Origin of the sequence: Pseudoalteromonas sp. SR43-5 (assembly GCF_014163835.1) — a bacterium.
In the GTDB taxonomy this organism is placed as follows: Bacteria; Pseudomonadota; Gammaproteobacteria; order Enterobacterales; family Alteromonadaceae; genus Pseudoalteromonas; species Pseudoalteromonas distincta.
The window spans coordinates 1-20,141 of record NZ_JACJEA010000051.1; the positions used below are offsets into that span (position 1 = coordinate 1).

Genomic DNA, 20,141 nt, shown 5'->3' on the forward strand with positions numbered 1-20,141 from the left:
GAATTTACAATGTCTGGGCCAAATTTAAGTTTGGCGTTTAAGTCGCGAAGAGCGGTGCGTAACCCTTCTTCAATTACTGGGTGGTAAAATGGCATATCAAGCATTTCTGGTACGGTCATTTTGTTTTGTACAGCCCAAGCTAATAAGTGAGCGATGTGTTCGGCTTGTGGGCCAATAAATTCTGCACCTAAAAATAAGCCTGTGCCTTGCTCTGCATATACACGCATATGACCTTTGTTTTTAAGCATTACTCGGCTACGGCCTTGGTTTTCAAAGCTTACTTCGCCTACTTCAAAACAACCGCATGGGCCTAATCGGTCGGTAATTTGCTTGTAGCTTTCGCCTACCATTGCTATTTGTGGGTCGCTAAATACAGCTGCAATTTTTGCTCTGCGCAGACCTATACGTACATCTGGGAAGCGCCCTGCATTTTGACCTGCAATAGCACCTTGGTCAGATGCTTCGTGTAACAATGGGAGCATGTTACTTGCATCGCCTGCTATAAATATGTTCGACTCACCACACTGCATTGTATGTGTGTCTGCGTGCGGTACGCCGCGTTCATCAAGTTCAATGCCTGTGTTTTCAAGGCCTAGTTTATCTACGTTAGGTACTCGGCCTGTGGCTGCAAGTACGTAGTCAAACTGTTCGGTGTGTTTTTCACCTTGTTTGTCGGTGTAAGTTAGCTGTGCTTTGTCGCCAACTTGCATCATGTCAGATACGTTTGAGTCGGTATCTACAAAAAATTCTTCAGCAAAAACAGTATTTGCGTAGTCTTTTACTACTGGATCTGTAAGTGGGCCAATTGCGCCGCCTACACCAAATAGTTTTACATTTACGCCTAGTCGGCTAAGTGCTTGGCCAATTTCAAGACCTATTACACCAGGGCCAAATACAGCGACTGATTCTGGTAGGTCATCCCAATCAAATACGTCGTCGTTTATAATAAGTTTGTCACCAAAGTTATTAAATACGCCTGGGTATGAAGGGCGTGAACCGGTGGCAATTACAAAGCGTTTTGCTGTAATAATTGTATGGTCGTCTATTTGTACGCGGTTTGCGTCTAAAAATTTAGCGTAACCACGAATTTTATCACCATCTGGTAATTCATCTACGGCTTCTACTACGAATCCTGCAAAACGATCTCGTTCACTTTTAACGCGTGCCATAACTGCTTTGCCATCAATGACAGGCTTTGAGCTATGAACACCAAATGCAGGTGCCATTTCAATTGCGTGTGCGGCTTCGGCGGCTGCAATCAATAACTTGCTTGGCATACAACCAACACGTGCACATGTGGTGCCGTATGGGCCTGATTCGATCATTAATACATTTTGTGTGAACTGTTTAGCATTACGATAAGCACTTAAACCAGCAGTGCCAGCGCCTATAACAACAACATCGGTTTGCAATTCTTTCATAGTGGTATCCTTTATTATTTTCAATCTAAGCGATGAGATTGATATAGAGGGACGCGTACGCCCCTGCTATTTTTTACTTAATTAAGCAAAGTATTTTTCTAAGTCGTCTGAACCACCGATGTGCTTACCACCAATGAATATTTGTGGAACAGTGTCACGACCAGATACAGCTTTTAGACTTGTTAGTGATGCGCCTGCACCCATAACAATCTCTTCATATGCGAAGCCTTTTTCTGCAAGAAGCTCTTTTGCTTTTTTACAAAAAGGACAGCCAGGTTTAGTAAAAATGCTTACAGGTTCTGGTTTAGCTTGCTTAGGGTTGATGTAATCAAGCATTGTGTCTGCGTCTGATACTTCAAACGGGTCACCTGGTAAATCTGGTTCGATGAACATTTTGTCAACCACGCCATCTTTAACAAGCATAGAGTATCTCCAGCTGCGCTTACCAAAGCCTAGATCGTTTTTGTCTACTAACATGCCCATGCCGTCAGTAAATTCGCCGTTGCCGTCTGGTAATAAAGTAATGTTTTGCGCTTCTTGATGCTCAGCCCATGCGTTCATTACAAAGGTATCGTTTACTGATAAACATACAATTTCGTCAACGCCGTTTTGCTTAAGTACGCCTGCTAATTCGTTGTAACGTGGTAAGTGAGTTGATGAACATGTTGGTGTGAATGCACCAGGTAGTGAAAACACTACAACCGTTTTACCTTTAAAAATTTCATCTGTTGTTACTGATTTCCATTCGTTATTTTGACGAGTTGCAAATGTAACACTTGGGACTGTTTGACCTTCGATATTGTTTAACATAGTTTTTTGTTCCTCTTGATTTGTTGATAGCCATTATGGCGAACAATTAAATATAGTTCCAATCGTTTGTTTGTATTAAACTGATAGTTATAAACTATCATGCGGAGCTGAATATGAACTTAAAAGATTTTGAATATGTAAAAGCAATAGCGCAATACAAGCACTTTCGCAAAGCTGCCAATGCATGTTTTGTAAGTCAGCCTACATTAAGTGGCCAAGTAAAAAAACTCGAACATGAGCTTGGCGTTACTTTATTTGACCGCTCAACTAAACAAGTTACGTTAACAGCAAAAGGTGAACGTTTGTTGACGCAAATAGAGATTATTTTAGAACAAACGCAAATACTCAAAGAACTTGCTGCTACTTCTAATGAGCCTCTACAAGGTAAATTAACTATTGGTATTATTCCTACCATTGCGCCTTACTTGTTGCCTGCGTTATTAACATCAATGAAAGCGGCATTTATTGATAGTCAGTTTTCGTTTATTGAGATGCAAACAGCAACAATTTTAGAAGCTTTAAATAATGGCGAACTCGACTTTGCTATTTTAGCCGATGTGCCAGAGCTTATTAATTACCATACGGTTGCTTTATACAAAGAAGATTTTTTAGTGGCGGTATCACAAGATAACGCGCTTTCTAAGCATAAAAAAGTGGCGTTGAACGACCTTCAAGGATGCAGCCTACTAATGTTAAGTGATGGTCATTGCTTTAAAGATCAAGCCCAAAAGTTTTGTTTTTCTGCGGGAGTCGATATATCTAATCAGTATAAAGGTAATAGTTTAGAAACATTATTAGCGTTAGTGGCCATGGATGACGGTATTACATTTGTACCAAAACTGGCATGTACCGACCGTGTAGGGATTGATTACTTGCCTATATTCCCTAATCAGCAGCGTAATGTGGTGTTTGCATGCAGAAAGCATTATCCGCATTTATCGGGTGTAGAACAATTGGGCAAGTGGTTATCGGCTCACCCTAATTTAAAAGCTAAATTAACTAAAGATCTTGGCTGATTATTTCTACTACATCGTTAATTTGCACGCCAGGTAGTGGTTTGTCATCAATACTGACAGCTACTGCAGTTTGCTGATAAAGCTGCTCAACGCGAATTTTATTAAGCGTGGTGATGGTGTGTGGCATAACATTACCTGCCGCGTCGGTTAAATAGTTATGGTGCGCAATGCTTAGCATCTGGCCTTTTTTCAAACCATGAGCTTTACCTAAATTAATAACAATTTTGCTATTTTCCATGTGCATTATTTTGCCTTGAGTTGGCAAACACGCCATGGCTGCTTGAATGTCATAACTTACTGCTTGGTTGATATCGGTTATGCTTTGCCCATAAGGCGATTGCCAAAACCTATCACTATTAACGTCAACTATGGCTGTTTTTTCAAATGGCCAAATTGCTTGAGTATGGTAACTATTTTGCCAAAGTTGCTCATAGGTAGTGCCATCAAATAATACAAATTCAATGTTGTAACTGCGCTCGTACGCCTCGTCTTGCCAAAATGCATAATCGTTATTGAGTTTGTCGCTAGTTGAAAGGCTAGTTATTTGGCTAAGCAGTACATATTGAGCGTTACTGCGCGAAGATATTTCTTCTAATTGGGCATTTGAATAGTCGTGCTGCTGCGAAAAGTACTTATCAACGCTTATTGCATTATTATAGTAAGCAATAGGTACTGCGCTCATTTTTGATTTTTGCAGGGAAGTAAAAATATTTTTGCTAATCGCTTTGCTTACGTCAAATATTTGACCCATTTTGGCGTGTTCACGATGAACAAGTTGGCTTTGTGTAACGGCCACAAACTTATTAAAACTATTTTGTGGGCATTGCTCTGTTTGAGAAAAAATATCGAGCCGTAATGTAACGGCAAATTTATTGTCGTATTTATTTTCGCTGACCAGTTCAATTTTTTGAATTTCTCCGTGGCTGCTAATTTTTAGCTGATCTTGCATCAACACGCCATCTACCAACGTTTGCACAGAGCTAACCCGTGCGCCAGAGAATACTAATGCCTGTGTAATCGCATCTTTTATAGCGGCAGATTTAGCCGCGCTTGTATCACCATTTTGGACGTTCGCGTGACCCGTTGATTCATACCACTGTGCTTTAGTAAAAGGGGAGAACGTTAATAATGCCGTTGCACTTAATCCTGCAAATGCCAATGATAAAAACGACTTCATACTTTTACTCCAATTAAACGTTAGCTATTAACTAGGTAGAGCAAGGACTGTACCAATGTTTTTTGGTAATTATTAGTAATGCCATAAATGGCATTAAACGTGCATATGTACTGCTAATTACTATACAAGGGCTAAATGCTATGCGAGCAATTTCATTACTTATTACACTTGGGTGTTTAACCTTAGGTGGTTGTAGCAGCGTTTTTGATAAGCATGTTGAATATAAATATGTAGAGCCAAATAATTACCCCGTTTTAAAAGCGATAGGGTATGCACCTATTAGCTTGCAAAAAGGCGCTAACCTTTCGCAAAAGCAACTTATGGCCATTAAGGCTTCTAAGCTTGAAGCTTACCGGGAGCTTACTGAGCAAGTATATGGGCAAAAAATTACCGCAGGAACAACGGTGGAAGGCTCAATTGCTCAAGACGATTACTTAGAAAGTAAAGTGCAGGGGCTTATTAAAGGTGCACAAATAATTAAAACTTACGCAGTAGATGACACTTACGTGACCGAGCTTGAGCTTAATATGAAGCGTGTGCACGATTTATACATAGGTGAGGTAAAACCACGCGAAGTTAAAAAAGTAACGTACTACTAAAAAAGTTATTCAAAATATCTCATCCTCCTATATTGAGTGCTATGCTGTTGTTAGGATTAATTTTAAGCAGATTGCGTAGTGCTCAACAGATGTATTTTATTGCCACTTATATTAACAGTGGCTCTGTAAATGGCGATTAAGCCAAGTCATTTAAATCCTCAATTATTTATATGGTGCAAAGCCAATTTGCGCTACCTATTGCTGTTTTTTGTACTCTCCAGTGGTGTGCTTGCAAGCCGACTAACTATTCAATTTAATACCTTTATAGAGCTCATGGGTCAAAAGTACGGGCCTGCGCGAGCGGCGGTTGCACGCAACTGGCAAAGCATGTTGGTGCAAACTCAAAACAAGCCAGAGCAACAACAAATTCTTATTGTTAATGATTTTTTTGCGCGTAATTTACGCTACCAAACAGATATTTTGCTTTGGAAACAAAACGATTATTGGGCAACCCCTTTAGAAACATTAGGCAGAGGCCTCGGTGATTGTGAAGATTACGCAATAGCAAAATATATCAGCTTAAGAGCGTTAGGTGTGAGCGACGACAAGTTACGCCTTATTTATGTAAAAGCAAAAATTGCGGGCACTAACAAAACACAAGCGCATATGGTGTTAGGTTATTTTGCTACACCAAACGCTCAGCCACTTATTTTAGACAGTTTAATAACAAAGGTTTTACCTGCTGCAAAACGTGTAGATTTAAGCCCTGTTTTTAGCTTTAACAGCCAAGGTTTATGGGCTAATAATTCAACCAAAAGTGTAGCCAGCCCAACAGCAAGACTTTCACGCTGGCGTAAAATTTTGGAGCAGACAACCCAAGAAGGAGTTATGTGGTAATGGCATCATTTTCCTTATCTAAGTATCTTAAAAAACGAAAAATAACACTCAGGCAAGAGCTATGGATTGCATTATTAATTGTTATTTTTGTGGGCTTTATAAGTAGTGTTTTAATTAGTACTAATTCGGCTAAAAGTTATTTTTCGACCCAGCTGTACTTAAAAAATGTAGATAACGCCAGCTCACTTGCGTTGATGATCAGTCAATTAGACAAAGACCCCGTTGAGCTTGAATTATTAGTTTCAGCCACATTTGATACCGGTCACTATAAGCGAATAGAGCTACAAAACCCGAATGGTGAGGTGATTGTTAAACGCACATTTACCGATGAGCTTAAAGCGACGGCTCCTAAGTGGTTTAGGGCAATGTATGGATTAAATGTTCAACCAGGAGTTGGGCAAGTAAATAATGGTTGGCAGCAATTTGGAACTTTGTTTATAGAAAGCCATAGTCAATATGCTGAGCAAGCCTTATGGGAAAGTGCGCTTAAACTATTTTTTAGTTTTTTAATTGTCGCTTTTTTTGCTTGTATAGTTAGTGCTTACTTTTTAAGTAGGATATTAAAACCGCTAGATGATGTTGTGTATCAGGCTAATGCATTTGGTGATAAACGTTTTATTAAATCGAGCGTCCCTCGTACATTTGAGTTTGCACGTTTAGTGCAATCTATGAACCAATTATCTACCCGTTTTAGTCGTATTATTAAAGAAGATAGTAAACGTTTAGAAGAGCTTAGATTTAAATCACAACATGATGAGCTAACTGGTTTAGCAAATAGAGAATACTTTGGTGCAACGCTTGAGGCCCACTTACAAAAATCGAAAGATCATGCCCATGGCGCCTTGTTTTTATTTCGGGTTGTAAACCTAGATAAAATGAGCGAACAAATTAGCCGTGTAGAAATGGTTAATTTCTTACGTCGTTTTTCGCAGGTTTTAATCGAGTTTTTAGAATCAAATGAAGCACACTTTTCAGAAAACTACATAGCCCGAATATCACATAATGACTTTACTGTACTGTTTAGTGATACTGATGATATTGAACTATTGAGTAAAAAAGTAGTTAGGCTTCATGAATCTTTTATTGAAGAGTATAAAAATATTGAATTAGCTATACCGCATAGTTGCACTTACATACAAAAGAATGACACGCGGTTTGATGTATTAAAACGAGCCGATGAACTTTTAAAATCAGCCGATAATAAACCAGGTGTTCAAGCAAAAGTAAGTGACAATAAACAAAAAAGCGAGTTATTTGATGATGCAACGAGTTGGCAAAATGCAATAGAAGAAGCTCTAGATAAGAAAGCGCTAGAAATTAACACATACCCAGTAACGAGTTTTACGGGGCAGTTGATGCAAAATCAATTAGGACTGAGCCTAGAGCTTGGCGGGCAAATATATCGGGCAAGTTATTATTACCAATGGGCTAATCGCTTAAAGTTATTAGCGCGTTTAGATTGGGGATTAATTAAGGCGTTGGTTGCTCAGTATAGTATTGAGCCACCAAGTGAGCTGATTTCGGTTGAGTTATCTGCCCAAACATTACTTGATGATGCTGCGCTTGCTTCAATTCTTACCTATCTATCGGCATTTCCTGATTTAGCCTCTAAAATTTGCTTTGATATACGAGAAAGTATTGCCGTCAGCGAAATTAAGATATTTAAAGGCTTTTGTGAAGATGTAAGGTGTATGGGCGCTAAGGTAGCATTAAAACGTGTGGGCCCTGAATTTACTAAAATTGAAAAAATTCAGGAATTTGGTCTTGAAATGATTAAGGTTGATAGCGTTTACGGACACAATATTAGTTACAGCCAAGATAACCAAACATTCCTGCGAGGAGTATGTACGTTAGCGCATTCTATTGGCATTAAAGTGGTGGCTCAAGGTGTAACAAGCCAAGATGATATAGATACGCTTATTAACTTAGGTTTTGATGGGGTTATTAAAGAGTAAGTAATAGGCATTAACTGTGCGGTTAATGCCCTTTTACAACTAACATTAATTGGATGCGGTCGCGTACTTTTAGCTTATTAAATATAGAACCCATATGCTCTTTAATCGTACGCTCTGTAATATTTAAAGACTCTGCAGCCTGTTTATTAGTAGCACCAGTTACAACAATATCAACTACTTGGCGTTCTCTTTTGGTGAGTAAATCAAGCTCGCACGTCCTCGCATATTTAAATGGTGTATTTGATAAAGCTCCCACTAAATTAGATAGTAATTGTCCTGGTAACCATATTCCGCCAGAACAAATTGTCTCAAGTACTTGTTCAATAATTACTTTGGTGGCGAGTGCTTCTACGTATCCTCTAGCTCCTGCTTCAAGCGCACTCCTAAGTTGATTTATTTCAAGTTCGTTGGTCATAACAATAACGAGTAAACGTTGTTGCGAATATTTTTTAACGAGCTCAAGCCAGTTCGGTGGACCGGCTAAAACCCAAATAATACTTGATGCCGTTACTCTGTTTGGTTCTTTTGTGCATATTAAACAACCAGGAAACGCTGCTCGCCAGTGCTTCGATTCAAATTCAGGCTGTGTAATAAAAATACTTTGGCGCATTATTTCTCCATTTATTAAATGCTTAACGCTCTGTCATTGCTTGCGATGTAGCTCTAAGAACTGGTTTTAAAAGATACTCAAGTACGGTTTTTTTACCGGTAATAATATCCACTTGAGTGGTCATACCTGGAATAATAGTCAGCTCTTTTGAAAAGTTATTTTTGGTGGTTTTTAGTTGCACCAAATAAAAGGTATTCTCGCGGTCATCTGTAATGGTATCGGCGCTAATATGTAAAACCTCTGCCTCAAGGCCTCCATATACGGCAAAGTCGTAGGCACTAAATTTTATCATCGCAGATTGCCCAGGGCGTAAAAATGCAATGTCTTTAGGCGGAATTTTTGCCTCTACTACAAGTTGATCGTCAAGCGGGACAATTTCCATAACATCGCTACCGGGCTGTAAAATACCGCCAACAGTATTAACTAATAATCGCTGTACAGTGCCTTTAACAGGAGAACGTATTTCAGTTTGAGTTACTTTATCGGCCAAGCCAGATTCAGTTTCTTTAATTGAATCTAGTCTAAGTAGCGCTTCGGAGAGTTCATTGTTCCAACGGTTAATCATAACGAGCTCAACTTCGGTTACCTTATTTTTAGCTTCGTTAATGGCCGAAAGACTCCTATTTATAACTGCCTTGGTTCTGTTTATCTCGCCGTTTAAATCAACTATTTGGCGCTCTAAACGAATAATATCTATATCTGAGATAGCGCCCGTGCGTAACAATGGGCGAGTAACAGAGAGCTCTCTGTTTGTTAAGCGCAGCGCGCTCGTATGCTGCTCAAGTGCCGCTTTGGCTTCAATGTAATCTTGGTGTCGCTGCTCTAGTTGGCGTTTGTGAATACTTACTTGTTGCTCTAATTCTTGGCTGTTACTCAAATAAAGAGAACGTTCATGTTGCACAACTCTAGGCGCATTTTTAATAACAGACTCACTAAATACGAGCTCCTTTTTTTGAGTGAGTGCTCTGAGTCTCGCTACTTTTGCGCTTAACGACTCAACTTTGGATTGGTTTTCTCTAAAGCTAGAAATAAAGCGGGTAGGGTCTATTTTGATGAGTACATCACCCTCATTTACTATTTGCCCCTCTTTTACATTTATTTTTTCGACCATACCACCATCATAAGATTGAATAAGTTGTAATTTATTGGAGGGAATAACACGCCCCTCACCACGAGCAACTTCATCTAAATTAGCAAAACCAGACCACACAATAAGGCATATAAACGTTAAACAAATTAAATAGAGCAATAACCTAGCGCTTGCTGGCTCCTGTTGCATTTTTTCCCACTGAGCATCTACTACCCAGTCTTGGCTGTTAGGCGGAGAAATCCATCCTTTAAATAGTTTATTAAATACTGATGGCTTGCCTTGTTTTCTTGCTTCTATTGCTCTGCTAACAGATTCAAAGGAGCGCTGTTCAAGTGGTTTTTTATTGTCACTCATGAGGCTTGCTCCACTGTCTTATTATTTAACGCTGCAATTACTTTTTGTTTTGGTCCATCAGCAACTACTTTTCCGTTATCTAAAACTATAATTCGGTCAACAAGCTCAAGTAATGATGAGCGGTGAGTCACCACGATTAAGGTTTTATCTTTAGAATAACCCTTTAAATTGTTAATAATTTTACTTTCACTATTATGATCTAGCGATGAGGTTGGCTCATCTAGTAATAGTATTGGAGGGTCGTTAATTATGGCTCTTGCCATACCTACAGCTTGGCGCTGGCCACCTGATAATTGACGACCTTGCTCGCCTACTTGTAAATCAAATCCGTCTGGGTGCGAATTAATTAAATCAAATAATTGGCTTCGCTCACAGGCTTCAATAATTTGCTCGTCTTTGGCATGCCAAGCACTCATGGTGAGGTTGTCTTTCAAGGTTCCATAAAACAGGGCAACGGTTTGTGGTAGGTAGCCAATATTATGACGAAGCTCAGCTGGGTCAATTTGATGTATATCATTATTGTCCATCAAAATTGATCCTGAACAGGGTTCGTATAGTCCTAAAATAAGCTTTTCTAATGTACTTTTACCTGAGCCATTACGTCCTAAAATGGCGACTTTTTCACCGGCTTTAATTTTAAAACTAACGCCGTTGAGCGCATTATGAGATTCGTCAGAGTATTTAAAACATACATCTTTAAATTCTATATCGCCCTTTAAAATAGGGTGGCTTAACCAATGCTTACCAGGTGGACGCTCGACCTCTTTTTCCATAATCTCGTTCAGTGATTGCATTGCTATTGCGGCATGATGATATTGTGCTAAAACAGCGGCCGACTGCCCGATTGGGCCCATAGCACGAGACGATAATAGGTAGGCTGCAATTAACCCGCCTTGAGTTAGCTCACCTTCAATAACGAGGTGTACGCCTATTATCATTATTATTACGCCTACGCATTGCTGTATCCATGATGCTGTATTTGATATAGAGCTAGAAACGAGTCGGCTATGTGCGTTTACTTGTGCAATGTAAATGGTCGACTTTTCCCATACAGACTGTGTTTTACACTCTGAGTGAAAGCTCTTTACATCTTCAATATTGGTTAAGCTTTCGACTAATACTGCATTTCGCATTGAGCTTGCTTTCATTGTTTGTTCTGAAAGAGCCTCAAGTTTGCGGTGTGCGGCTATAGCGTAAGCTAATAATATAAGTGCGCCCGCGATAATAGGTAAACTTAGAGGTACGCCAATAATGGCAATAACAATTAAATACAAAACTACGAATGGCAAGTCTACTAATGCGACAAGTGTTATGGAGCTAAAAAAGTTACGTACAGCTTCAAATGATTGAATGTTGCTAGCAAAGGAGCCTGCGGACGATGGGCGGTTTTTTAGTTTCATACCTAATACCCGCTCCATTATTACAGCCGATACTTTGACATCTATTCTACTGGCAGCAAGCTCTACAAAGTAGCCTCTTACTAAGCGCAAAACAAAGTCAGCAGTGAGTGCTATTAAAATGCCAATGGCAAGTACCCATAAGGTTTCTGTTGCGTGGTTGGGCACTACGCGGTCATATACGTTCATTACAAATAAAGGCATAGCAACCGACAAAAAGCCCAAAGCAACAGCCGAAATAATTACGTCTTTATAAAGTGAGCGGCATTCTTTAATTACTCCCCAAAACCATCCATCTTTTGATAGTTTTTCAAGTACAGGTGTTCGCTCATCAAATGCAAACTCTGGTTGAGCATAAATAACTAAACCTACACTGTTAGCAGCTAACTCATCAATGCTTTGTTCGATAACTGATTCTGTAAGTTCTGGGTAAATTACACTCACCAACTGTTTATCGTAATCAATAGAATTAATAACACAGGCTTGGTTATCTTTTAAAATTAAGATGGCAGGTAGCAGTGCTGTATTAATTTTTTGTAGTGGCTTATTAACTACTTTTGATTTAAAGCCAATGCGCTTTGCTGCGCGCGAAAAACCTGATGGAGTAAGATTTCCATCAGTTAGAGGAAGTCCATTTAATAGTGCTTCTCTTGAAAACTCTTTACCATGATGACGACATAAAACTGCTAGGCAGTCAACGAGGATGCCACCATGATCAAGTACATCGTTTAATTCCATACACCATCCAATGTTATGTAGAACTGCATAGGATTGTTACTAGTAAACCTAAACTCGACTTAAATATTTCATGCCGAGTTTAGGTTATTTACATAACGTTAATTGTCTTAGGTATCAGTAATTACAGCTTCGATACGTCGATTCGCAGCATTTGCTCTTACTGATATTTCGTTTACACGTGGTTGATCGATGCCATACCCGAACGATTTAACACGTTTAGGTTCTACATCGAATTGCTTAATCAGAATTTCAGCTACGGCAAACGCACGTTTTTCTGATAGTTTACGGTTATATTTACGGTCTCCATCTAAAGAGGCATGACCTTGTATTTCAACCTGTTTAGTTGGGTTCTCTTTTAAAAAATCTGCAAGCCGACTAATTTCTTGAATATATTGAGACCTTACATCGCTTGAGTCAGCAGAAAAAGGAATACCAATTTCTATATTCGAGGTTGATGCGCTATAAATTGTGCAACCAGATAAATCTACATTTGTACTCAAAGGTGTGCTTGGGCAAGTGTCTTGCTCATTTGGTACGCCGTCACCATCATCATCGGTAAAGCTGCTTGCTGTCGTGTCGGTTTCCAGCGGTATATCTAAGTACCTTGGCATAGCCGTTACACTCATGTATGCATTATCTTGCTTAGCTTTTTTTTGAAGAAATGCCTTGCGGCTAAAAGTGGTTGCTACATCGTAACTCGGACAGATATTTTGTGCGTTATGAACAATAGGGTCGTCAGTTAGCTCTTTTAATGTAGGGTATTTATCTGACATCACGTTAAGTGCTGGCAGTAATTTCCCCATTTCTTTTAGCATAGTTAAAATAGCTGATTGACGGTCGTAAAGCGCCACTATGTATGAACGTGTTGATTGAAATGACTCGTTTTCGGCATCAAGTACGTCTAGTAGAGTTCGTTGGCCTATATCGAATTGATCCTTATATGCAATTTTAACTTTAGTTGATGATTCGCGGTGTTGATCAAGCGCCGGTAACTTTTGCTCTAATATAGTGACGTTGTAATAAGCAATTTGCAGACTCTGACGAATATCAATACAAGACTGATCGCGTTGATATTTTGCGATGTTTATATCCTGATAGGCTTGTTCTAAATTGGCATTATCAAGACCACCATTATATAAATTATAGCTAATATCGATGCCGACTCGCGCTTCTGTTCTGGTTTCATTTTGACCAAGTTCATCTCTATCTTGGCTACCGTAGCGGGCAGATAAATCTACGTTAGGATGAAACGCTGCTTTTTGTGCTTTTGCGTTCGCTTTTTGTGCTTCAATATTATACAAAGAGGCGTAAAATGAAGGGCTATTTTTGTAAGCGACGTCTAGCGCTTGATTAACTGAAATTGGTATATTTTTTTCATCAAGGTCAGCTTGCTTTATATCGTTCATAGGAAGCTCTCCTACAACCCTTAAGTAGCGAGCGCTTACATCATGTAAATTTGAGTACTCCGTTAATACGTTAGATTGTGCTAAAGATAAGCGCCCACTAATTTGTTCTAGGTCGGCAGCTCGCGCTACACCAGCTCCTACACTTTGTTCTATTTGTTGATATACAGACTCGTGCTCTTGTAAATTTGCTTCTGCAAGTTGTACTAACTCTTTGAATTTTTGTACGTCGAGCAGGGCTATTGAGGCTTCAAGTGCTGTTTGTTCTGTTTGAGAAATAAGCTCAAAGTACCTAATGAGTTGAATGCGTTTAAAGCGATCAACCGTATTCGAGGTCCTAAAACCGTCGTAAAGCATTTGAGTAACACTTAACTCGGCTGTATTACGGTTATATTCTTCTTCAACACCGTAATTTCTTCTTTCATAGCCCGCGCTTGCTGATACATCAACACTTGGTAAATAACCTGAGCGGGCAGCATCTACTCCATAAATCGAAGATTTAAAAGCATGCCATGCTTCTTGTACTTCAGGATTGTTTTCAATCGCTTTACTTGAGACATAGGTAAGTGGCATTGCTGATTGTTCATTTGCATGCACATAGTTTAGTAGAGTTGCGGCTGTAATCGTTAGTCCGATTAACATAGTCTCTTGATGTTTCTTAAAAGTGTTTTTTGTAATCATTTCTTCCTCTTAGATCCTGTTAAGACCGTAAATACTCCCTTAAGTATTTAGTAAAGGAATACTATTTTTGCAAGTAATCGTTTTGGTTAGCATAAAAAAAATTTTCTACCACTTTCTTGTTGATTTTTTATTTTTTGAATTTTTCTTTTAAACCTGTACTTGAGTACAGTATCTATGTGGCTTTTTTGTCCTACCTTTAACTTATTAGATTGTTATTTTAAAAAGTTTGAGGGTACCAAAATGGAAGCAAATCAACTGGTAGTTATTGATATTCAAGGTTCGGCAGGTGTGGTGCTGGATGATGGGTCAATAAGAGCATTAAATGTTGGTGACATTATCACCGTGGGTGATTTAGTTGTTACTGCTATTAAATCGTCTTTACAAATTGATGTGCAAGGTGAAACCTTATCTATACCCGCAAATCAAAAGGTAAAAATAACACCAGACTTATTAGCGAAAGAAGCCAGAGATTCTAGCGAAACAACTGTTTTTGATGAAAGTTTAGATGAAGCAATTGCAAGCTTAGATTTAGGGGCAGAGCAAGACCCATCAACAGCGGCTAATTCTGATGTAACAGATTTTTTAGATGCGTTAGAAGGTGATGGGGACATTCTAGATAATTTAGAGGCAACAGCCGCTGGTGGGGGGAACGCTGCGGGTGCAGATGGAGGCAGTTCGTTTGTACAGCTAACCCGAATTTCTGAAAGTGTTGATCCTAGTAGTGTTACTTTTGATTCATCTTTTGAGCAAGGCGCTACTGAAGCTCTTAATTTAAGAGATACCTCTGACGGTATTGTGCCTGATTCAACTACTGCATCTATTTCACTTAATGAGCTAGGTATTACTAACTCATCACAACCCACAATCACCGGTACGAGCGAAAACTTAATCGGCGAAACGGTTAATGTAACGGTAACTGATGTTGATGGAAACTCTCAAGTAGTTAGTGTTGTAATTGGCCCTGATGGTACCTTTGAAATAACCCTACCAACACCAATTGCTGATGGCCCTGTAACGGTTGTTGTTGAAGCGACGGATCCTGTTGGTAATCCTATAAACGACACTATTTCAATTGAGGTTGATACAACACCTCCACTTATTGCTATTGATCCTGTTGCCGATTCTGCTTCGCAAACAGTGACAGTGACAGGGACAGTATCTGGTTTGAATACTGGGGATAATGTATCAGTCACGTTAACGGATAGTGCAGGTACGGTACAAACAATAGTTACTCAAGTAGATGCGCTAGGAAATTGGGTTATTACTACTACCTCACCTTTATCTGAAGGAGAGTTTAATGTAAGTGCAGTGGCGATTGATGCCGCTGGAAATCAAGCTATAGACCAAGCTTTAGCGAATATAGATTTAACTGCTCCGGTAATCACCGTAAATGTAACTGATGAAACAAATAACTCAACACCACCACTTGTTGGAACAACAAATGGTGTTCCTGAGGGCACTCAAGTAACAATTACTGTTACAGATAGTGCAGGACAAATACAAACATTAACTGCAGTTACCCAAGCCGATGGAAGCTGGAGTGTAGAAGTAGGGACTCCTTTACCTGAAGGTGATTTTACTGTTGATGCACAAGTAAGCGACAGTGTAGGAAACTTAGCATTAGCAAGTGATTCAGGAGTAATTGATTTAACGGCGCCTTCGGTACAAATTAATAATATTAACGACACTCAAGACACCACGCCAACGATTACAGGTAACGCGCAAGATGTACCTGCAGGCTCTATTATTAGTGTGGTTATTACCGATTTTGATGGTCAAACTCAAACATTATTAACCCAAACTAACGCTGATGGGGATTGGTCTATCGACGTAACTACGCCATTGGCTGAAGGGCAGTTTGAGGTTGATGCAAGTGTAAGTGATGCTGCAGGTAATCAAGCCCAAGCAAATAACCAAGGTGTTGTTGATTTAACAAACCCTGATATTACCGTTACTGCAATTGCTGATACTAACGATACTACACCAACATTTGTAGGTAGGGTGGAAGACGCTCCTGCGGGCTCTGTTATTACAGTATTAGTAACCGATATTAACGGTAACGTACAAACTTTAACTACTTTATTAAATGAAGATGGCACATGGAGTGTTGATGCTAGTGAAATCTTGCCTGGTGGTGAATTTACCGCAACTGCGTCAGTATCAGATGCTGCGGGTAATGAGGCATCTGCTCAAACAAACGGTGAAATAACGTTTGCTCCTATCTCAATTCAAATCGATGCAATTGCTAATACTAACGATACCACTCCATTTTTAAGTGGTAACACCGGTAATGTGCCTGCTGGTACAACCATTACTTTAACTATTACTGCAAGCGATGGCAGCACATTTACATTACTAGCAGTGACGCAAGAAGATGGTTCGTGGTCTGCACAAGTAACAACCCCTCTGCCTGAGGGCGACTTTACTGTAGTTGCAACGGTTATAGATGACTCGGGCAATGAGGCGCAAGCAAGTGCAGTAGGTAATGTTGATTTAACTGTAAGTATTAATTTTATTATTGATACGAACGATACAACACCAACAGTTAGCGGCTCTACCCAAGACGTAGATCCTGGTGCGGTAGTAACCGTTACATTTACAGGAAGCGATGGCGTAGCAGAAACCGTGCAAGTAGTTACTGGTGCTGACGGAAGCTGGTCAGTTGAGGCAAGTAATGAATTAGTTGAAGGCCAGTTTAGTGTGGTTGCAACTGTAACTGATGCTGCGGGTAATACAGCTTCTGCAAGTGAAACTGGAGAAATTGATTTAACAGATCCTGCAATCACGATTAATCCTATTGAGGATACGAATGATGTAACCCCATCAGTAAGTGGCAACGTAATTGATGTACCAGCAGGAACAGAAGTTACCTTAGTAATAACTGACAGCGAAGGCAATGAACAAACACTCACAACAATTACAAATGCCGATGGTACATATACAGCGGATATTATTGCAGATCTCAGTGAAGGAGATTTCACAGTAACAGCGAGTGTTAGTGATACTGCAGGCAATAGCAGTACGGCAACTGTTACAGGTACGGTCGATTTAACCGCACCAAGTGTAACTATTAACAATATTGCTGATACAAACGATACAACACCTACTCTTACAGGCTCTACCCAAGGATTAGCATCGGGCAGTGAAGTAACTTTAATTATTACCGATAGTCTAGGGGCTGAGCAACAGTTAGTGACTACTATAAGTGCTGATGGTACTTGGAGTATTGAGATTCCAACTGCTTTAAGCGAGGGAGATTTTACAGTAACAGCTAATGTATCTGATAATGCGGGTAACGCAGCTCAAGATTCACAATTAGGCTCAGTTGATACCACCCCTCCTTTAGTTGCAATAAATGACTTTGCTGATTCAAACGATACAACGCCTACATTTAGCGGAACAACGAGTGATGTAGCACCGGGTAGCCTTGTTAGTGTTTTAGTTACTGATGCAAATGGTGAGTCACAAACATTGACGGCGGTTGTGTCAGAAGATGGAACTTGGCAAGTAGGTGCAACTCAAGCTGTTGCTGAAGGCGATTTTACAATTACAGCAACAGTAACAGACGCTGCGGGTAATGAAGCAAGCGATACTGTTAGTGGAACAATTGATTTATCAGCTCCAATTATAGCAATTAATACAATCCCAGATAGTGCCGATACTACTCCAACAATTTCAGGTTCTGTACAAAATGTACCAGCCGGAACAACTGTTACGTTAATCGTTACAGATGCTGGTGGTAATACACAAACAATTACAACACAAACGCTAGCTGATGGTAGCTGGACAGCCGATACTACTAATGAGTTAGTTGAAGGTGACTTTAGTGTTAATGCCATCGTTAGTGATGAAGCAGGTAACCAAAGTGAAGCTTCTGCACAGGGAACTATCGATAATACCGCACCAAATATTACGATTGATGCACTGGCGGATAGCAACGATACAACACCAACTATTTCAGGCACCGCAACGGGCGAACCAGAAGGCACGGTTGTTACTATTATAGTTACGGATGAAGCAGGTAACCCACAAACCATAACCACAGAAGTACAAGCCGATGGCACATTTAGTGTTGATGTTCCAAATGAATTAAGTGAAGGTGAATTTACTGTTGAAGTATCGGTTACCGATACAGCAGGTAATGAAACTACCGCAACAACAACAGGCGAAGTTGATACTGCTGCGCCAACAGTTATTATTGACCCATTAGGTGATACTAACGACACCACCCCAACCATTTCAGGCACCGCAACGGGTGAGCCGGAGGGCACGGTTGTTACTATTACAGTAACTGATGACGCTGGTAACCCACAAATAATCACCACTGAAGTACAAGCCGATGGCACTTTTAGTGTTGATGTACCAAATGAATTAAGTGAGGGTGAGTTTACGGTTGAAGTATCGGTTACCGATACAGCAGGTAATGAAACTACCGCAACAACAACAGGCGAAGTTGATACTGCCGCGCCAACAGTTATTATTGACCCCTTAGGTGATACTAACGACACCACCCCAACTATTTCAGGCACCGCAACCGGTGAGCCAGAGGGCACGGTTGTTACTATTACAGTTACTGATGAAGCAGGTAATCCACAAACTATTACCACAGAAGTACAAGCCGATGGCACCTTTAGTGTTGATGTACCGAACGAATTAAGTGCAGGTGAATTTACTGTTGAAGTATCGGTTACCGATAACGCAGGTAATGAAACCACAGCCACAACAACGGGAGAAGTTGATACCACAGCGCCAATAGTTACTATTAATTCACTAGGCGATACGAGTGATACAACACCGACCATTTCAGGCACGGTTAGCGGGGAGCCTGCTGGTTCAACCATAACTTTAACAGTGACCGATGCTAATGGTGCAGTACAAACAATTTCAGCACAAGTAATTGCAGACGGAAGTTGGACAGTAGAAGTACCTGCGGCTTTAGCTGAAGGGGCCTACTCTGTAGATGCAAGTATTAGCGATAGCGCTGGTAATGAAGGCACAGCAAGTGCTTCAGGCACAATTGATACAAGCGCATTGACTATTACCATTGATGTTATTGGCGAAACTAACGATCAAACACCTCAAATAAATGGTGATACTTTTAATGCACAAGTTGGCTCTCAAGTTGAAGTTCAGATCACTGACTCAGCGGGTGGAATAATTACTTTAACTACGGTTGTTGATGAAAACGGACTCTGGAGTGTTACTCCGCCAGCCGATTTGGCTGAAGGCACCATTTTAATTAGTGCGACAGTAACAGACATAGGTGGTGGAAGCGCAAATGCAGAGCTTGATGCTGTAATTGATATTACGCCTCCAACCATACAAGTAAATGAACTAGAAACAAGTAATGATACAACACCGGTTATTTCAGGTAACACAACTGACGTAGTTGCAGGCACAGTTATAAATTTAACGGTTACTGATTCTCAAGGGGTTGTTCGCACATTAAGCACAACAACAGATGCCGATGGTAATTGGAGTGTTGAACTTTCTCAAGAGTTGGCCTCGGGCGATTATTCTGTAGAAGCTGAAGTATCTGATGCTGCTGGAAATAGTGCTTCAGATACGGCTACAGGCAACATAGATACATCAGGGCCTAGCTTAACCGTAAACTTTGATACTGTAACTAACGACTCAACACCTACCATTTCAGGCACTAGTGATGCAGACGTTGGTACCAGCATCACGGTTGTTATTACTGATGATAACGGGGTTGAACAAACACTTACCACCACAGTAGATGCAAATGGTAACTGGGAAGTAACTCCACAAACAGATTTAAATGAAGGTGATAACACCATCGAAGTGAGTGTATCTGACGAAGCAGGAAATACGACAACAGTTACAGATACAATTACGTTAGACACACAAGCGCCAACGCTCACCATTCAAAACGTAGGCGATGTCAGCGACTTAACACCAGAGCTTCAGGGCACCAGTAATGAAATTGGTGGCACTGTTACACTCACCATCACCGACAGCGCAGGCGCTGTGCAAACCATTGAGACCCTAGTTGGCAGCGATGGCCACTGGAACATTGAGATTCCAGGTGC

At 40.2% G+C, this 20,141-nt stretch carries 12 protein-coding genes; 5 read left to right on the top strand and 7 right to left on the bottom strand.

Annotated features, from left to right (window positions below; genetic code table 11):
- Both H5090_RS19855 and H5090_RS19860 read right to left on the bottom strand, forming a co-directional pair.
- The coding region (locus H5090_RS19855) for a dihydrolipoyl dehydrogenase (RefSeq protein WP_182696554.1) at positions 1–1,421 on the bottom strand (1,421 nt) is incomplete at its 3' end.
- 81 nt (positions 1,422–1,502) lie between these two features.
- On the bottom strand, positions 1,503–2,231 hold the full coding sequence (locus H5090_RS19860) for a glutathione peroxidase (RefSeq protein ID WP_182692706.1): 729 nt from the start codon (positions 2,229–2,231) through the stop codon (positions 1,503–1,505).
- Between the two features lie 113 nt (positions 2,232–2,344).
- Here H5090_RS19860 and H5090_RS19865 point away from each other — a divergent pair, with 113 nt between their 5' ends.
- Complete coding sequence (locus H5090_RS19865) at positions 2,345–3,247, top strand: LysR substrate-binding domain-containing protein (protein WP_024595781.1); 903 nt, start codon at positions 2,345–2,347, stop codon at positions 3,245–3,247.
- Here the strand turns inward: H5090_RS19865 and H5090_RS19870 are convergent.
- Complete coding sequence (locus tag H5090_RS19870) at positions 3,231–4,424, bottom strand: flagellar assembly protein FlgT (RefSeq protein ID WP_182696555.1); 1,194 nt, start codon at positions 4,422–4,424, stop codon at positions 3,231–3,233. The two genes, H5090_RS19865 and H5090_RS19870, sit on opposite strands and share 17 nt — an antisense overlap.
- A 140-nt stretch (positions 4,425–4,564) precedes the next feature.
- Between H5090_RS19870 and H5090_RS19875 the strand changes: the two genes are divergently transcribed.
- The 3 genes from H5090_RS19875 (at position 4,565) to H5090_RS19885 (ending at position 7,815) form a co-directional block, all read left to right on the top strand.
- Positions 4,565–5,023: an LPP20 family lipoprotein gene (locus H5090_RS19875; RefSeq protein ID WP_024593173.1), complete on the top strand. Its 459-nt coding sequence runs from the start codon at positions 4,565–4,567 to the stop codon at positions 5,021–5,023.
- 129 nt (positions 5,024–5,152) lie between these two features.
- Positions 5,153–5,860, top strand: a complete 708-nt coding sequence (locus tag H5090_RS19880; protein ID WP_182692702.1) for a transglutaminase-like cysteine peptidase — start codon at positions 5,153–5,155, stop codon at positions 5,858–5,860.
- Entirely contained in the window at positions 5,860–7,815 is a 1,956-nt protein-coding gene (locus tag H5090_RS19885; protein WP_182696556.1) for a LapD/MoxY N-terminal periplasmic domain-containing protein, read from the top strand. Before H5090_RS19880 ends, H5090_RS19885 begins: the two co-directional genes overlap by 1 nt.
- A gap of 22 nt (positions 7,816–7,837) precedes the next feature.
- Here H5090_RS19885 and H5090_RS19890 read toward each other — a convergent pair whose 3' ends face one another.
- The 4 genes from H5090_RS19890 to H5090_RS19905 form a co-directional block, all read right to left on the bottom strand.
- Positions 7,838–8,425 (bottom strand): response regulator transcription factor, encoded by a 588-nt coding sequence (locus tag H5090_RS19890; RefSeq protein WP_182696557.1) that lies wholly within the window; start codon positions 8,423–8,425, stop codon positions 7,838–7,840.
- A 22-nt stretch (positions 8,426–8,447) separates the two neighbouring features.
- Positions 8,448–9,869, bottom strand: coding sequence for an HlyD family type I secretion periplasmic adaptor subunit (locus H5090_RS19895; RefSeq protein ID WP_138488692.1), 1,422 nt, complete (start codon positions 9,867–9,869; stop codon positions 8,448–8,450).
- Positions 9,866–12,004 carry a type I secretion system permease/ATPase gene (locus tag H5090_RS19900; protein WP_182696558.1) on the bottom strand — a complete coding sequence of 713 codons (2,139 nt, stop codon included), beginning with the start codon at positions 12,002–12,004 and terminating at the stop codon, positions 9,866–9,868. Before H5090_RS19900 ends, H5090_RS19895 begins: the two co-directional genes overlap by 4 nt.
- Positions 12,005–12,111: 107 nt before the next feature.
- Positions 12,112–14,088, bottom strand: a complete 1,977-nt coding sequence (locus tag H5090_RS19905) for a TolC family outer membrane protein (RefSeq protein WP_182693282.1) — start codon at positions 14,086–14,088, stop codon at positions 12,112–12,114.
- A gap of 240 nt (positions 14,089–14,328) precedes the next feature.
- On the opposite strand from H5090_RS19905, the gene H5090_RS19910 reads away from it, so the two are divergent.
- On the top strand, positions 14,329–20,141 hold a 5,813-nt coding region (locus H5090_RS19910; protein ID WP_182696559.1), incomplete at its 3' end, for a retention module-containing protein.

Bases quoted from the DNA above. Each gene is read 5' to 3' on its own strand.
- H5090_RS19890 (WP_182696557.1), bottom strand. From the start codon at position 8,425: ATGCGCCAAAGTATTTTTATTACACAGCCTGAATTTGAATCGAAGCAC.
- H5090_RS19880 (WP_182692702.1), top strand. From the start codon at position 5,153: ATGGCGATTAAGCCAAGTCATTTAAATCCTCAATTATTTATATGGTGC.
- H5090_RS19895 (WP_138488692.1), bottom strand. From the start codon at position 9,869: ATGAGTGACAATAAAAAACCACTTGAACAGCGCTCCTTTGAATCTGTT.
- H5090_RS19860 (WP_182692706.1), bottom strand. From the start codon at position 2,231: ATGTTAAACAATATCGAAGGTCAAACAGTCCCAAGTGTTACATTTGCA.
- H5090_RS19865 (WP_024595781.1), top strand. From the start codon at position 2,345: ATGAACTTAAAAGATTTTGAATATGTAAAAGCAATAGCGCAATACAAG.
- H5090_RS19905 (WP_182693282.1), bottom strand. From the start codon at position 14,088: ATGATTACAAAAAACACTTTTAAGAAACATCAAGAGACTATGTTAATC.
- H5090_RS19870 (WP_182696555.1), bottom strand. From the start codon at position 4,424: ATGAAGTCGTTTTTATCATTGGCATTTGCAGGATTAAGTGCAACGGCA.
- H5090_RS19900 (WP_182696558.1), bottom strand. From the start codon at position 12,004: ATGGAATTAAACGATGTACTTGATCATGGTGGCATCCTCGTTGACTGC.
- H5090_RS19885 (WP_182696556.1), top strand. From the start codon at position 5,860: ATGGCATCATTTTCCTTATCTAAGTATCTTAAAAAACGAAAAATAACA.
- H5090_RS19875 (WP_024593173.1), top strand. From the start codon at position 4,565: ATGCGAGCAATTTCATTACTTATTACACTTGGGTGTTTAACCTTAGGT.